Genomic DNA, 15,095 nt, shown 5'->3' with positions numbered 1-15,095 from the left:
GGAGGTGGACGGGAGTACGACTCGGAATTCTACCCACGGGCATACAGCGCAAGGCGTCACCGGAATCATTCTCGCCAAAACTTATAGAAAGTGCCACGTCGAGCAGCGGACCGAAAAATACAGAGCCCCGCCAGGTTTTCGGAAGGATGTCTCTATATGGTGCCCGCAAGCTGGCGAGAACGTTCACTAATACCCACGTCCAATCGCGCAGCCAAAGAAATCTTCGTGCGCATCTCTGATGTGTCGCAGAAAACGCCCGCGGGACGGCGGTTGGTGCCCCTGCTGCATTGATTCCAGCAGCAGACGCACGCGTCCAGATGCATCGATGCCGCCGGTGGCCGGGTCGACTCCCCTAGCCTCGGCGAACGGAGTGTAGTGTGCTTGCACATGCCTGATGTCGTTGGAGTTCTGAACGTAGCGCACAAAGTTATCGATTTCCTGCTCAGCGTAGAGGCGGCGGAGGTTAACCGACTCGGGGAACTGCGCCTCGACGGCATCAATCGATGCGAAGTCCGGGAACGCGGCGCGGATTAGGGCTTTGTACACCCATTTGTAATAGTCACCGACGCGGGTTTGCGGTGAAAAGCACACTGCAACTGTTCCCGGGAGCCGGCGGGAGACTGCCAGCGAGGCGTAGCCACCGCCGCTGGAGCCCGCGAGTATCACGCGGTTGTAGCCTCCGTCGGCCGCGATCTGGCGGATCATGGCGGCGACGTCGTCACTCAAGTTCTGTTGGGCTGTGCCGATGTACCAACCCAGCGGCATCGTCTCATTGAGCTCCAACGTCGTATCGGCGATCAACAGTTTGCCTGCGTCCAATTCGCCCAGCGTCTTGCGCCACTCAAAGCGGGGAAGCCGGTATTTGGAACGCTGCAGCGACCCATGGAAGGAAACGACCAAGGTTTCGGACGCGCTCGGCGTATAAAGCGCGCACATGGGGAGTCCGTCCTCCTGCCGCGAAGAAACCACGTACTCAAGGTCCTCGTCGGCGGTATGGTCAATCGCCTTGGCATGGTCGATGTAGCGGATGGCAACGGCATTCCGCTCGTCCCACTCCATATTATTCCCCCGCATTGATCCCCTCAGGATGTGCTTCTCGCAAACCAGCAAACCGGACAATCCTATCAATGGAGGGCCACTCGTCCCCGCCGTTGACAAGCGTTGACCGGAGCTCATTCCATCCTTGTGCCGCCAGCATTGCCTCTGGAACCAGCGGTTGAACGCGAGTAAAAACTGCACTCGTAAGTGGAAGCCATACCGGATGGCGACCGAATGCCTTATGCACGTTTTCGGCCACCGCTGTTACCTCGTAATGGTGCCCCGTATCAGATTCAGGGGCGTGTTGGATAAGGATTGCCACCTGCTCTGCCCCAACGTTGGAAAGCAATGCACTGTGGAACTGGAATCCAGTCGGATCATAAATCAGGACTAGTTTGACTGCCACAACGTCCGTGATCTCAACCCGCTGCAATTCTCCACTGCGAAAGGCTTCCAGGAAGCGATCGGTGAACGCGGGACCAAAGGACGCATCGCGTCCCAGACTGTATTTGTGCTGGACGCCCACCGTGAGGCCTAGACCCCGCGCTGCCTCTACATGCCCAAGCAGCAGCGAGGACTCCTCGCCACCGGAACTGAAATCCCCGACGAATAGAACGTCAATTTCTCTGCTGCGGACCGGGACGGGCAGGTACTTGCCGGGGGCGGCGAAGGCCCTTTCCAGCAGCGGGAAGGGCAGGTAGCCGTTGTGCTTCCCGGCCTCGATCTGCTGGTGCCAGCGACCGTAGTATTCGCGGTACGCGCTCCGGTCCGGGACGCGGAAGCCGAGGCGGAAGTCCTCGACCGAAAGGTTGGAGTCGGTGACCAGAGAAAGCGTGAGCGGTGCTTCGCTAATCTCCAGTGCGTCCTCGGGATTGACTATGAGCTTGTAACGCAGGATAAATTCGCCGTCGGCGGCCTTGCGGACTGTGTCCCAGTAGCCGAGCTTTTCGCGGATAACGGCCGTTGGAAACATAGTGGAGACGTGGGCAGGGGTAATGAAGGCGCCACGCCAGCCGCGGTAGTGGAAGTACACCTGGGGGCTGACCCGGGCCCACGGCGCGGAGACGAGTCGGTGATCGCTCTGTTCCGCCGCCGCGGCCACCAAGCGCTCAATCTTTTGCGGGTGCTGCCAGTCATCGCCGTCGAAAACCGTGACGAACTCGCCCCTGGCACGTTGGAAGGCCATGTTCCGGGATGTGTACGCCCCGGAGTTTACCCGATTGTGCACCACTGTGATGCGGGGATCCAGGGCCGCCCAGCGCGCCAACTGGTGCTTGTATTCTTCGCCGGACCCGTCGTCGACGATGATGATCTCGATGTTTTGATAGGTCTGCCCCAGCGCCGATCGGACGGCCAATTCGGCGTAAGCGTCCGGCTTGAAGACTGGCATCAGGATGCTCACCAGCGGGCCATTTTCGACGGCAGGAACATCCGTCGTGGCTAAACGCAGAATTGGTTCCCCCTCTCCCGGAACCAGTCGTAGCTCAGCCAAGCCTTCGGCGCGGTAGACGGCGTTAATGGTTTCCAACCACTCGTCGAACCCCATCTCGGGGCGCCGGAACGGGTTGCGGAAGTTGGCACGGAAGAGTGTCACGTCGTGTTGGCGGTTGTCCTCGGGCTCGAAGAGCGATAGCAGACGTTCGGCTTCCGAATACCGGCCGGTCGCCGCCAGAGCCTCTAATAGGAAACCTGCACGGCTACTTCCCTCGAAAAGATCAGTGCCCCGAGCCCTGAGTACCAACTGGTACATCGTGCCAGCGTTGAGCTGGTCCAATGGGCTGACGTTCTGACGAAAGCATAGGTCTGCCAGTTGGGCCAGTGGAAGTCCTGCTGCAGCCAGCAAGTGTTGTTCCACATACAGGCGTGCGTTACCGCCGAGCCTATAACTTTCCAGCGCCCGTTCCAGCGAGGACCAATTCCAGCGCCCCCTGGTCGCTTTCAGGCTCAGGAGGTCACGGCCCTGGATCGACCGCATCCGGGTCAGCCGTTGCAGAATTTGTGTCGTGCTCAGCGGGCTGTGCTCTTGAAACCATCCCAGGGCACCGAACTGGGGGAACATAGCGAGAGAATCCGGTTCCAGTCCGGCCGAGCGCAGATAGCTTGAGGACTGCTGGGAAATTTCCCTGGTCGAGATCGCGATCTGTGCCAGACGCCGGTAGGAGATGGCAATGCCGGCTCCAACCAGCAGCACCATCACCATCACCGCCAACAGGAGCAGGTGCATGGAGTCAAAGAGCAGCCCGAGCAGCACAAGCACAGTGAAGGAAAGAGCGGACAGCCCGGCCAGTGGGACTGCCACACGGGCCAGTTGCAGGCGGTGGCCGCGTCTCTTGGTGGCCGGAGTCGTCATTTGCGCCCTCCCCCTGCCGAGACGGCGGTTTGCAGGCTAGGCCCACTAAAGATGCTGGACAGCCCCGCATGTCGGCCCGGCGGGCGGTAGTCGATGTACACGGCGTCGATCTGCGGCGGCAGGAAGAACCCGTCCCATTGCTCGCTGGAATTCTGCAGGAAGGTCTCCGTCTCCGGGGCCCACGTGTGCCCCCCGTGACCCGGGGCATCGCTGTACCGGTGCATCACATAGTTCTGACCGTGGCTGCGGTAGATGCTGCCTCCGGCTGCCTCCACCGCCTGCAGTAGGCAACGGTCGACCGCACGGTGCACTGGCCGCCAGCCGCCGACGTCGGTTAAGTCTGCTTTGGAGATCAACATGGTGCCGCCAGCCACATGGTCCGAGTAGCGCTCCCCCTCTGAGGGGCGCCTGGTCAGAATGTCCAGATCCTCCAGATAAACAAACTCGACCTGGCTTCCGGTCAGCACCGCGCCGGAGTAGCGGCGCGCGTGGACCAAGTCCCGCAGATGGTGTCGCCCATACCAGTCGTCGTCATCCATCTTGGCGATGAGCTCGCCTCTGGCTGCTCGAACACCGAGGTTCAGCACTTCTCCCAGGACCAATTCCGGACCGCCTTTCCGGACCACCAGATCACGCGAGCAATCCTTGCGCAGCTGATTCAGCTCCTCATCGGGCAGTTCGATGCCGTGAAGCACCAACACGATTTCCACTGCCGGCCAGCACTGCCGCTCGATTTGACGCACCGCTCCGCGGATCCGGTCCGCACGGCGGGTGGCCAGCACCACGCTGACTGTCTCTGATTCCTGCCGGGGCATTCCGGCCGCTGCGGCCCAGTGGTTCCAGCGTGCGGACGGTTCAAACAGTCCCAACGCCAGCCGGCGCATGTCGATCGACTTGGATTCCCGCAGCAACACTGAGTCCTGTGCGTCGAAAGCCGAGATGGCGGCAGCGAGGTCAGGCCCGAGCAAGCGCAAGGCAGGCGCGTCGCTCGCCTTCAGCAGCGGCACACCGGCCGTGGCTAAGGATGAAAGGACGACGGCGGCGGCACGCTGGTCGGCTGCATCGAGCAGCGCGGAGACGTCCACATAGCTGTAGGGCCGTAGCGCGGCAATAGTGTGCTCGCTGAGCGGCTCCCCGCTACGGAGCGAGGCAACGAGCCCGCCGGCATTGGCGTCATCGGGGTTGGTGAAGCTCACGCCGCCATTCGCATCGAAGCCTGCACGCAGCGTGCCACGCTCAGGATGGGGAATGAAGCCGCGCGGAGACACACAACGCACATCCACCGGCGGCAACGCCATGGACCAACCGCTGTGATCCGCTAGCCCCTCTGCAGGTAGGACGAAACCTGCTGGTTTCCGAATGGAAGCGATTTCGAATTCGTCGTCCGCCACGACCATGTCCACCGGGAAGATATCGTCCTCGGGCGGTTCGAGCAGGTCCGGGGAGAGGGAGCGGGCCAGTGGATCGCCGGCGGCCCAGGCTGCGTGGGCCGAATCCGTGATACCCACCCGCAGACCCCGGAGCACTGAACCGGGGCGGCCCTCCTGCAGATGCATCAGCGCTGCCGTTACCGCTCGGTGGACATCTACCCATTTACCTGCCGCCACGGTGATGGATGCATAGCCGCCCGCCGTTGCCGAGGCCGAGACCATCAGCCCAACGCCCAGCTGCGCGACTGTGGGCCGTGATGGTGGCGGGTGCGCTCCGCCGTCGTTCTGCAGCACCAAATGAACCCGGTGGGCCTTGCCGGACAGCGTCAGCAGGGGCAGCCACTGCCTTGCCTGGGCAATCGAATGTGCGGCGAGAACGAAATTGTCGTGCCACCGTTGCTGCGATCCCGAGGCGGACGCGAGGCTCTGGGGGTCTGTCAGATCCTCGAACACCCAGTTAAATGCCTTTGGACCGAAGCCAAGTGCGTTGGCTAGTTGGGGTGGCGAAAAGTCATGGCTGCCGACCCAGGTGTTGGCAAGTACCACCGCTATTTCATCCCGGCATTCAGGCGACGCAAGCGGGCGGCCGCTCGCGATACGAGGTAGCGTGGCCCTTTTCGGAGGGCGTGGAACGGCAAAAAGGCCGTCCCTGGTGAGGTGCCCCGTGTGGCGTTCTGCCACTGATGTCGCTTGACCCGGGCGAGTTCCGCTTCAAGCCGGCGCACTTGATGCTCGTAGTCCAGCCGGGTGGCTGGATCCTTCAGGTCCTTGACGACCACGTGCAGATCGAACTTTCCAGCTCTGCCTTTGCGGAGGAACTGTTTGGGCGCAGGTCGTCCCAGTGCATGGACACCGAGGCTGGCTCCGGATACCCACCGCTCGCCGTTCAAGTTTCGGATGGCTCGCTCCGCACCATTCAAAGAACTGTGCGCCTCAAGTGCAGCAGCCTTCCAGAGTTCCAACGTGCCGCTGGCGCCGTCCACCACCACGCGGAGTAGATCGGCGCCGGTTTCCTCTGCCGCCTCCAAGGCGGCTTCCACGGAATAAGTGCCGAGCATGATCCCTGCAGGACACACCAATAGGAACTGGTCCCCCGCCGCAACCTCTTCGAGGCCCCGGATAAAATGGACGCTGTGTTCCGACGCGAGCCACTCCTCCAGCATGGCCGAGTCCGCAGACATCGGCATGAGTATCTGGAGGGGAGAGCGCTGCACGCTGCCCGAAAAGATCGATGCGATCGTCAGCGCCGTCGTGCGTGCGTCCGCGCTACGGGCATCAACCAGGATGGTCAAAACTCCGTTGCTAGTTTGCCGGGGCTGCCAGATATCCGCGCTCGGCAGTCCCGCCTCGACCTGCCATTTCCGCACCCGTTCGTGAACGCTGGAGCTGATGCCGGTTCCCGTCATTGACACTTCTTACTTGGCCAGAACGGCTGCGGAAATGATGGCAAGCTCAGCCTCCAACCCGTCGGGCTGCCGCCTGGCCCCGCGGGTGTCTATTACAAGTTTATCGATCAACCGATCTGGACCCAAGTCCGGTTCGACGAACGGGACCTCCCCGCGATTTATGGGGTCCACCGTGGACAGCTTTACATCGACGCCGGCAACGTACTTGTCGTGGTTGGCGAAAGTGGCCGCCGTTGGCAGTCCGCTGTAGCCCAAACCGATAACGGCCAAGTCGAACGTGGCGTTCACCATAATGGACCCCCTATAAAAAGATCTGTTCCACGGGATTTCCGAAAAACTTAATGGCAGACGTAGCGAGCAACTCATTGGCCGTAACCTGCCATGTGTGCTTTGTGTGGTCTGCGGCACGCACCTGGCAGTAGTTGAAACGGTCTGAAGCGTAAATCTTTCCTCCCGATTCTAGAACACTTCGCAGGAAGGACGTATCCTCGCCTCGGTTAACTGCGGGAAAAGGGTGCTCAAGAAAAGTCGTCAGGCGCCCAACTAGCGATGGACCCGCAACAAAGTGGGAGTATCGATGTTCGAATTGTGAATTTCGCAACACTGTGACATTCGGACCCTGCAGATGCATGTAATGGGCTCTTTTTCCGACAACATCGGCATCGGCATAGTTCAGCGCCTGGAGTTGGTCAAACAGGTACCACGGGCCATAGAGGTCGTCGTCATCCCACTTCGCGGCAAACTCTCCGGAGGCTAGGCCGGCAAGAGTGTTAAGGCACTCCCCCAAAGTCACATCAGAGGGAAGCTCCACCGCCACGGCGTCCATGATTCCTGCTGCACGGCACTTCCGCCGGAACTGATCATTGTCCACATCGAAACCATGGGCACCATAGATCAACTGCACTGTGATACCTCGCTGCGAGGCGACGCCCTCAATGACATGGTCCATTTGGGCGGGCCGGATACTCGAGGCGAGAATGGAAACGACCGGACTGTCCGTTCCGGCTGCCAATTCCGGACGAACTGCCCGCAGGATCTGCTCCGCCCGGTCGCGGTACGTGTGTCCTGACCAAATACGGCGCTGGGCTCGGTGGACGAGCCGCTCTGCATACTCGCGGTTCTTCAGCAGAGTGCGGATGGTATTGGCTGCGTCGTCACGATTGTGAACGGCTGGCAATTCTCCTTGAGGAAAAAAGTGGTCGACTGCGGGACTTGGCGTGGTCACAACGGTCGCTCCGGCGGCCGTCATCTCAAAGATCCGCCGCGAACACATGGTGGCCGAGTCCACCACTGAATTGACGTTGAGGAAGATCTTGTATGCCTTGTAGGCGGTGAGCATCTGGGGATAGCTCAGGGATCCAACGACGAATTTCTCCAGGGGCTTCGGGAACTGGTACTCGGGGTTCTTGCCCAGCTGGCGGGAGAAGACGTCGAACCTGAATTCGCGCCCGTTGCAGGCTTCAGCGGCCCCGGGCAGGATGATGTCCATCTGCTCGCGCCGTTCCGGGTATTTGTGGGCGAAATACATGCCGGCGAAGGCCACGTCCCGCATTTGCCAACCGTGCCTTGGCCGTACCGGATTGTGTAATTTCGGTTGGGCAGCGAACGGCAAGCATGCCACGTTGGAGTGCCCCAGGTCTTCGCGATATCGCTGCACCATGTTCTCGTCGGTGGTGAAGACGTAATCGCAGAGCTGGGCCAGCGGCAGGAAGTCCTGGTAGTGCGGTGGGTCTTCCTTGTTCCATAGCACGACCGGGAGATTCAGGGCCTTTGCGACCGCGATGAGCTCTCGGATTTGCTGGGACGGCCCATGGCTACCTAGCAGTTTGTGGCGCCACGCACCCTCGTTGGCGGCCCACGCCGACTCGATCAGCACCAGGTCCAGCCCAAGTTCAGCTACTTCGGCTTGGCTCAGTCCGGGACGCAATGGCGTGCAGTTCCATTCCCACTCGAACCCAGCCAAGGAAAACTCGTCCAGAATGACGCCGGCATGCACTGCCGTGTTGGCTGGATGCACAGCCATATGTTCCGCGGGTTCGAGTTTGGGTCGACCCGGGCGGATTCGGAGCACGGACTTGGTGAGGGCGGGCAGAAGGCGGGGACCAGCCGCAACAGGATCTTGGCGGATTAAGTGCCGCCGTAGTGCCGCTACTCCACCGTGGCGCACATGCCAGAGCGCACGCCTCAGGGATGCTGCGCTAGAGAAGGCCGTCATTTGCTGACGGCCTTGGCGCTCCGCCAACCGCTCTCGAGCAGTTCGACCTGCAGATGAGGACGGCTGGACATGATTTCATTGCGAATCCGCATGCCGTAGTCCTTGTTGCCCTCAGTCATGCGCCAGACAAAGTCGTGATACTCCTTGGTCACGTCCTCAGGTGTACCGTCCATCACGAAATCCCCCTTGTCCAACCAAATACATCTATTGCAGTTGTCCTTGATGGTTCCAAGACTGTGGCTCACCAGGAAAACGGTCCCGGCCTGCTCCCGGATGACATCCATGCGCTGCTTGGAACGCTGCTTGAACTGAGCGTCACCGGTATTCAGTGCTTCGTCGATCAGCAAGATCTCCGGGTCCACTGCACATGCGATGGCAAAACGAAGCCGCGCCCCCATGCCCGAGGAGTACGTGTTCATCGGATGGTTGATCTCATCCTCCAGCCCCGACATGTCGACGATGCTGGCAAACTTACTGTCTACTTCGTCCTCTCGCATGCCCATTGCCAGACACCCGAGACGAATGTTTTGAGCACCGGAGAGAGAAGAGATAAGGGCTGCGTTCACTCCGAGAAGCACCGGCTGACTCTGGGCGTACACCGCACCGCCTGTCGGCAGTGTCAAGCCGGCAAGAACGCGCATCAGCGTGCTCTTCCCGGACCCGTTGCGGCCCACTATCCCAATGGAATCGCCTTTGTAGCCCACGAAGCTGACCTGATGCAAAGCGTGTTTGACGGCGTTTCCGGAATGGTTCATTCGACGGCGGATGCCGCCTAGGAGACCCGGGCCCGAGAGCCCGCCCGGCGATGAGTCTTGTTTCGTGCGGTAGTGAACGTCCACCTGGTCGACCACCACGGACGGCTCGGCATCCCAACGGACACCACTAGCTGACACGGCCATAAGATTCCTCCTGGCGCCAAAAAACGAAGAATCCGATGGACAGTAGGCCCAAGGCCCACGCGGTCAGGGCCGCCCAGCTCTGCCAACTGGGTGTGGTGGCATAAAGGACGGAATCCCGGATGATGTCGATGACGATGTACAGGGGGTTCGCCTCAAGAACTTTAACCAAGACTGGGTAGTCCTTGAAGCGGTCCAAGCTGTAGAAAACCGCTGAACTGTACATCCACAAACGGGTCAGGAAAGAAAGTAGATTCCCGATGTCATGAACCTTGTACAGGAACGGGGCCAGCAGCATGCCAATCCCGAGATTGAATAGGTGCTGGAGGAGAATGGCGGGGATGATCAGCAGCCAGCGCCAGGTAATCTCCTCTACTGGCGCAGCGATGAGCACGATCAGCAGCATAACGATGGTGGACGGAATCGCCGACAGCAATTCCCGCAGGTTCACCGCTATCGGCAGGGCAGCGCGCGGGAACGTAAATGCCTTGATGACGGATTCGTTGGAGACCAGGCTGCGGGCGCCCTGCAGTAACGCCCCGGCCGAGACTTGGAAGGTGAAAATACCGATCACCAGATAACCTACAAAGTTATCGATGCCACGGCCTGTCCCCAATAGCATGCCGAAGACAAAGTAGTACGTCAGTCCGTTGAACAGCGGTGTGAGGATCAGCCAAAGACTGCCCAGCTTGTCCTTGTCATTGGCCGACTGCACGCGAGCCTGGGCATCGAAGCCAATGAACTGGCGCCTGTCCCACAGCTGGACCAGATAATCCGTGAAGTCTGGGCGTGCACCGATCCGGTGTAGTTTTTTCAGGTTGACCGGAACGGTGACCGTCTCTTGGGACGGTGTGATGCTTATTGCTTGGGGTTTGTTTTCAGTCACGGTCGTGGATCACCCGCGAGGTCGGAATAAAGCCGGCCGAGAACCGCTGCATTGGCTGACCAGGTTCGTTCTGCCAAAACATTCTTCCGTCCCATCTGTCCCAGCTTCAAGCGTAAGGCGGCATCCGCCACCAGTTTCCCGACAACAGCGGCCTGGTCGGCGGGGTCATCTGCCCTGAACAATAATCCGGATCTGCCTGGCGAGACGACTTCGCGCAGGGCCGGCAAGTCGCTGGAAGCCACCGGACGCGCAGAGGCCATCGCCTCTATCGGCTTGAGCGGAGTGACGCTACGTGTCACCTCGAGATCCTTTCGTGGCACAACAAAAACATCCAATGCTTGGTGGTACAAATGCGCCGTGGTCCGGGGCACCCGCCCAGGAAACAGGACGCGTGCGGAGACGCCCAGCTCCGCTGCGAGACTCTTGAGCCTGGGCGCAGCGACCCCATCCCCGACGATCAAGCACTTGAGATCTGGATTCTCACCGGCCAGCAGGGCGAAGGCCCTGAGCAGATCGTCCAAGCCTTCGTAGTCAACAAGGCTGCTGACTGTCCCGATGAACGTCCCGTTTTGTGGTAGACCCAGCCGTCGCCTCGCTTCGTGCGGCGCGTGAGGCTCGGTGAGGAAACTGTCTCCGACCGCGTTGGGCAGCAGCAGCACCTTCTCCCAGCTTAGGCCTTGGCTTAGGATATCCCCTTTCATGGTCGCCCCGAGTGTGGCCACTGCGTCTGCCTGGTGCATCACGGCTGTTTCGCGCTCACGGAACAGTGTGTAGCGCTGGCTGCTCCGTGCCTCGGGCGCGCGGGTGGAAGCCCAGGTATCCGCCAGTTGACCACGGACCTCATAGACCCAGGGGATTCCCAGCGCGCCCGCGACTGCGGCGACCACCAGACCGTTGACGAAGTGGGTGGTTGTGTGCAGAACGACGGGCCGGATATCCAAGGCGAGAGCCAGCAGGCGATCCGCCTGCTGCTGGAGGCGCCAGTCGAAACCAGACGCCAAAGTGGCGGGCAGGTCCCGGTGGTACACCACGCCGTCGAGCACGTCTTTTTGCTGTGCGAAAAGACGTCCGACCTGTACTGGATAGCCCGTTCGGGTAACGGCATGGACGTTCCAGCCGAGTTCATGCTGGGCTTTAAGCAGAGAATGCGAACGCTGGGCATAACCGCTGCCCGTATGCGGCAGGGAGTTGGTCAGCAGATGCAGGACCGTCCGGGCTTCTGGTACGTAACCATCCACCGGTGCCAACTGGGGTGTCCATCCGGTGAAGACCTTCAGCTCGCTGGCCAACTGGTGCCGCTGGCGCTGCTCCCGGCGCGCACCGCTGCCCAACTCGTCTACCGCCCCGGCCATGTCGCCGTCGTACCAGCGGCGCCTGGCCATGGTACCGCTGCGACCGATGGTACCGAGAGCCACATTCCGCAGTAGGTTGTCAGCCACGTCCGTCATACCGGCAGCAGTGGCTACGTCCGCCAGTCGCCGGGCGCGAAGGTCGGAAGCCCCGGTGCGGGCAGCCGACTGGAGCATTTTGCGGGCAACGTCAAGATCGCCAGCGACATAGGCGCCCAGCGGCGGCAGCACGCCCCTGCCATGTGTACGGGCGGCCCGCCGGGCCAGCGGCTGCACCAGCCGGGCTGGCAGCCGCCGTGAGATCTGGAGAGCGAGGACCATAGGATCATCGCCCAAGTGCTGGCGGACGGTGGCCGCAGCCAAGCGGGCATTGCCCAGCAACTGCCGAACAGTCATCGGGCGCCCAGCATCGCGGTTGTTGTGCCCACGGTTGGCGCGGCTACGCTTTCGAGCAGTTCCATGTAAGAGGCCGCGAGCGTGGGAACGTTGGCGTTGTTCCGCAACCAGTCGCGGCCGGAGCCGTTGGTTTGCAGACGGGAGCGGTCATCCAAAAGGTCCCGCCACAGTTGGGCCACGGCCTCCGGCTGCGCCGGAACAACGTCGCCCGTACCGGAGTCCTCTAGGATCTGCCTGGCCTCGCCAAGGACAATACCCGTAACGTGCCGGCCGAGAGCCAACACTTCAAAGGTCTTGGAGGGGATGGTGGTTTCAAAAGACTTCCAGTCATCGCGAAGAGACACTACGCACGTGTCCGCGCGGCGGTAGTACTCCATCACCGCGGTCCGGTTGGCAGGTGGATGGAACTCTACCGGGGCGTCCAGCTCGGTGGCCAGATTCATCAGGTGGCTGCGCTCAACACCGTGCCCCACCATGGTGAGTTGGACCTTGTCCCCCAGCAAGGCGGCAGCTCGGACCACCACTTCCAACCGCTGGCTCTCCCCGTGATTGCCGAGGTAGACCACTTCCAGGCGGGACGGTTCTGTAGACCGAGGTGGCAGTTCCTCGATGAACTCCAGATCCACCCCATTGGTGACCGTGGCCACGTTCTTTAAACCGCGTTCACGAAGCGTCTCGGCAAAGCCGTAAGTCACGGTGACAACCAGATCCGCACGGTCTTGGATGGCGATGATGGCCTTCTCGACAAGGCTCTTGGCGCTGCCCTGGACGAGTCGGGCGTCGCGGGCGATGTCCGGCCAAGCGTCCCGCATGTCCACGACCAACGGGGCCTTCAGCAGTTTCCCGATCACGTAGGCAGCGCCAAGAATGGGCAGGCTCGGGACCGTCACAATGAGTACATCGGGCCTGGGTCCCATGATGGCAGCAGGAATGCTGCAGGCTGCGGAAAAGGCATGGTTGGCAAGCCTGCCCAGCCGGGTGGCCCGGTGGGGCAGGAAGGGCACCCTGCGGATCCGTTCGCCGTGGGCACCGGTGTGCCGGCGGAAGGCCCGGCCCGCCTGGTCCTTGGGCAGGGTTCGGCGGCCTTCAGGCAAGTGGGCGATCGGCGTGACAACATCCACCTCCCAGCCGCGCTGACGGAAATGGGTAATGAACTGGGACCAACGACGTTGCGGCGGGCTCACTTCCGGTGTGTATGAATGGGTCAAGAGCATGATCCGCACGTAGAGCTCCCCCTAAAATTTGAGACTGGGTGTGCAGGGACAGGACTAGGCGCCCGGACGGGTGCCCTGTTGCAGTGTTGGCTTGCGACTGCTCCGCAACCGGAGGTAGTAGAAAAGCCCGATGGCGATCAAGCCCGCCGCGACCCCGGCACGCAGGAGGGGGGATGAACCGACGCTAGAGGCCCTTTCCTCCTGCGCGGCCAGCGGACCCTCGCCCAACGCCACTGGTTCCGCCGTTGAAGACGGAGTAGGTTCGGATGTCGGCTCCGGGCTGGCATCGGACGTAGACTCCTTGCCCTTTTTGGGCTGCTCAGATTTCTCTGGTTTGGGTTCGGGAGTCTTTGTACCTTCTACCGGGAGAAGGGTGTACCGGTCAAAGTACTCCCCCGTGACAGGATCCATAAGGTAATCCGTGTCTGGCACGTACAACAGCCCTGTGGCCGGGTGCATCAAGTACCCGGTGGAGGGGTGGATGGGCAAGCCGTAGACCGGATCGAGGTAGTATCCCGTGACCGGATCGATCGCGGGTCCGGGATCTGTCTCCTGGACTGGGGCGGGGTCTTGTTCCGCCGGCGGAGTCTCAACGGGCTTCGGGTCCTGGGGAGCCGGTTCGGGTGCTGGCTCTGGTTCCACTGTGGGTTCCGGACTCGGCGGAGCTGACGGACCTGGGGTCACAGGCTCTGGCGCTTCCGGCACCACTGGCTGCTCATTCGTCACCGGCTGGTTCTGAACGATGGGTAGCGCCACGGTGAGATCCGACGCGGCAGCCTCCGTCACGGCTCCCCCCGACAGCAAGAGGGCAACAAGCAATGCTGCCGCCAAGGTACTCACGAGTTTCACTCCGGATCCTAACCCGCGGCTTCGGAGGTCGCCCAGTAATCGTCCATCGAATCAGACTTTAGAGCCTCGGTGATCTCGGCGATCGCTGCTTCGTCCTTGACCACGATCGACTGTCCATCCGCGGACGTTCCGGTGCCGTTCGTCGGCAGCGTGAACATGTGCACGTCCGGCGTTCGAATATTCCGGAGGCTGACGCCGAGGGATCCGGCGGTTCCGGCGTCAAACCCGGAGTCAACGCTGATGTACGGCGAGAAGTCACTCACAACGTCGGCGATCCGCCCCGGATTGGTCAGGGTATCGGCTGTCAGGAAGCGGGACATGATGGCCTTGACGAACAGCTGCTGATTCTTCACCCGCTGGTAATCGCCATCGCTGAAGGCCTTGCGCTCACGGACAAATTTAAGTGCCGACTCGCCATTGAGTGTCTGCACGCCCTGCGGGAAGGCTTCACCCATCGAGCCACTGGACTGGAACGCGATGGGGTTGTTGATCTTGACGCCATCCAGGGCATCAGTCAAAGCTTTAAATCCGGAGAAGTCGATGATGGCTACGTGGTCTACCCGGGTGTCGAAGAGACCTTCCACCGTTTCGACCGTCAGAGGCACTCCCCCGAAAGCGGCTGCCGCATTGATTTTGTGCTCGCCGTAACCGGGGATCTCGGTCCAGGTGTCCCGCATGATGGACATGACGTACACGGAATCCCTATTGCCCGGAATGTGCATCAGCATCATGGTGTCCGACCGGCTGCCATCGGAGCTTTCGACCAGATTCTCGTCACTGCCGTTACGACTGTCGGAGCCCATCAGCAGGATGTTCATTGACCCATCGTCGTTTTTCTGCGGACGCTTTTCGGGTGCCGGAAAGGCCTTTTCAATAGTCTGCGACTTTGAGTTGAAGGTGTTCGCGAGGTTCATGACATACATACCCGCTACGATCGCTGCGACAAGTACCAGGCCCAACAGAGTAAGCATCGTTACCAATACCGGGCGGTTCTTTTTCCGGCGTTGGCGCATTCGGCGACCGGAATCGAACTCCGGGAAGTGTGAGTTTTCAGTCACAGCATGAC

General features: G+C 61.1%; 10 protein-coding genes and 1 pseudogene. All 11 read right to left on the bottom strand.

Translation table 11 applies throughout. The features are described 5' to 3' along the window. Window positions 1-186: 186 nt before the first annotated feature. Window positions 187-1,059 (bottom strand): alpha/beta hydrolase, encoded by an 873-nt coding sequence (locus tag MNQ99_RS08440; RefSeq protein WP_241915106.1) that lies wholly within the window; start codon window positions 1,057-1,059, stop codon window positions 187-189. 1 nt (window position 1,060) lies between these two features. Continuing rightward, window positions 1,061-3,388, bottom strand: a complete 2,328-nt coding sequence (locus MNQ99_RS08435; protein ID WP_241915105.1) for a glycosyltransferase family 2 protein — start codon at window positions 3,386-3,388, stop codon at window positions 1,061-1,063. Continuing rightward, the gene (locus MNQ99_RS08430) at window positions 3,385-5,271 is read right to left on the bottom strand and encodes a glycosyltransferase family 2 protein (protein WP_241915104.1); all 1,887 of its coding nucleotides are present in this window, start codon (window positions 5,269-5,271) and stop codon (window positions 3,385-3,387) included. Before MNQ99_RS08430 ends, MNQ99_RS08435 begins: the two co-directional genes overlap by 4 nt. A 95-nt stretch (window positions 5,272-5,366) precedes the next feature. Next, on the bottom strand, window positions 5,367-6,224 hold the full coding sequence (locus tag MNQ99_RS08425; protein ID WP_241915103.1) for a hypothetical protein: 858 nt from the start codon (window positions 6,222-6,224) through the stop codon (window positions 5,367-5,369). A gap of 123 nt (window positions 6,225-6,347) precedes the next feature. Further along, window positions 6,348-6,515 (bottom strand): annotated as a pseudogene (locus tag MNQ99_RS19195) (UDP-N-acetyl-D-mannosamine dehydrogenase); the annotation flags it as partial. Between the two features lie 10 nt (window positions 6,516-6,525). Continuing rightward, window positions 6,526-8,241 carry a glycosyltransferase gene (locus tag MNQ99_RS08415; RefSeq protein ID WP_241915102.1) on the bottom strand — a complete coding sequence of 572 codons (1,716 nt, stop codon included), beginning with the start codon at window positions 8,239-8,241 and terminating at the stop codon, window positions 6,526-6,528. Between the two features lie 194 nt (window positions 8,242-8,435). Next, window positions 8,436-9,338, bottom strand: coding sequence for an ABC transporter ATP-binding protein (locus MNQ99_RS08410; RefSeq protein WP_241915101.1), 903 nt, complete (start codon window positions 9,336-9,338; stop codon window positions 8,436-8,438). Then, on the bottom strand, window positions 9,322-10,221 hold the full coding sequence (locus MNQ99_RS08405) for an ABC transporter permease (RefSeq protein WP_241915100.1): 900 nt from the start codon (window positions 10,219-10,221) through the stop codon (window positions 9,322-9,324). Before MNQ99_RS08405 ends, MNQ99_RS08410 begins: the two co-directional genes overlap by 17 nt. Next, window positions 10,218-11,801 (bottom strand): glycosyltransferase family 4 protein, encoded by a 1,584-nt coding sequence (locus MNQ99_RS08400; protein ID WP_241915099.1) that lies wholly within the window; start codon window positions 11,799-11,801, stop codon window positions 10,218-10,220. The genes MNQ99_RS08405 and MNQ99_RS08400 overlap by 4 nt, the downstream gene beginning before the upstream one ends. 161 nt (window positions 11,802-11,962) lie before the next feature. Next, entirely contained in the window at window positions 11,963-13,150 is a 1,188-nt protein-coding gene (locus MNQ99_RS08395) for a glycosyltransferase family 4 protein (RefSeq protein ID WP_241915098.1), read from the bottom strand. An 887-nt stretch (window positions 13,151-14,037) separates the two neighbouring features. After that, window positions 14,038-15,087 carry an LCP family protein gene (locus tag MNQ99_RS08390; protein WP_241915097.1) on the bottom strand — a complete coding sequence of 350 codons (1,050 nt, stop codon included), beginning with the start codon at window positions 15,085-15,087 and terminating at the stop codon, window positions 14,038-14,040. Window positions 15,088-15,095: the final 8 nt, after the last annotated feature.

This window comes from Arthrobacter sulfonylureivorans, from assembly GCF_022637435.1.
GTDB lineage: Bacteria > Actinomycetota > Actinomycetes > Actinomycetales > Micrococcaceae > Crystallibacter > Crystallibacter sulfonylureivorans.
Note: the sequence above shows the minus strand (reverse complement) of the source record. Positions and strands in the feature narration are given on the sequence as shown.

Bases quoted from the DNA above. Each gene is read 5' to 3' on its own strand.
- MNQ99_RS08410 (WP_241915101.1), bottom strand. From the start codon at position 9,338: ATGGCCGTGTCAGCTAGTGGTGTCCGTTGGGATGCCGAGCCGTCCGTG.
- MNQ99_RS08440 (WP_241915106.1), bottom strand. From the start codon at position 1,059: ATGGAGTGGGACGAGCGGAATGCCGTTGCCATCCGCTACATCGACCAT.
- MNQ99_RS08425 (WP_241915103.1), bottom strand. From the start codon at position 6,224: ATGACGGGAACCGGCATCAGCTCCAGCGTTCACGAACGGGTGCGGAAA.
- MNQ99_RS08435 (WP_241915105.1), bottom strand. From the start codon at position 3,388: ATGACGACTCCGGCCACCAAGAGACGCGGCCACCGCCTGCAACTGGCC.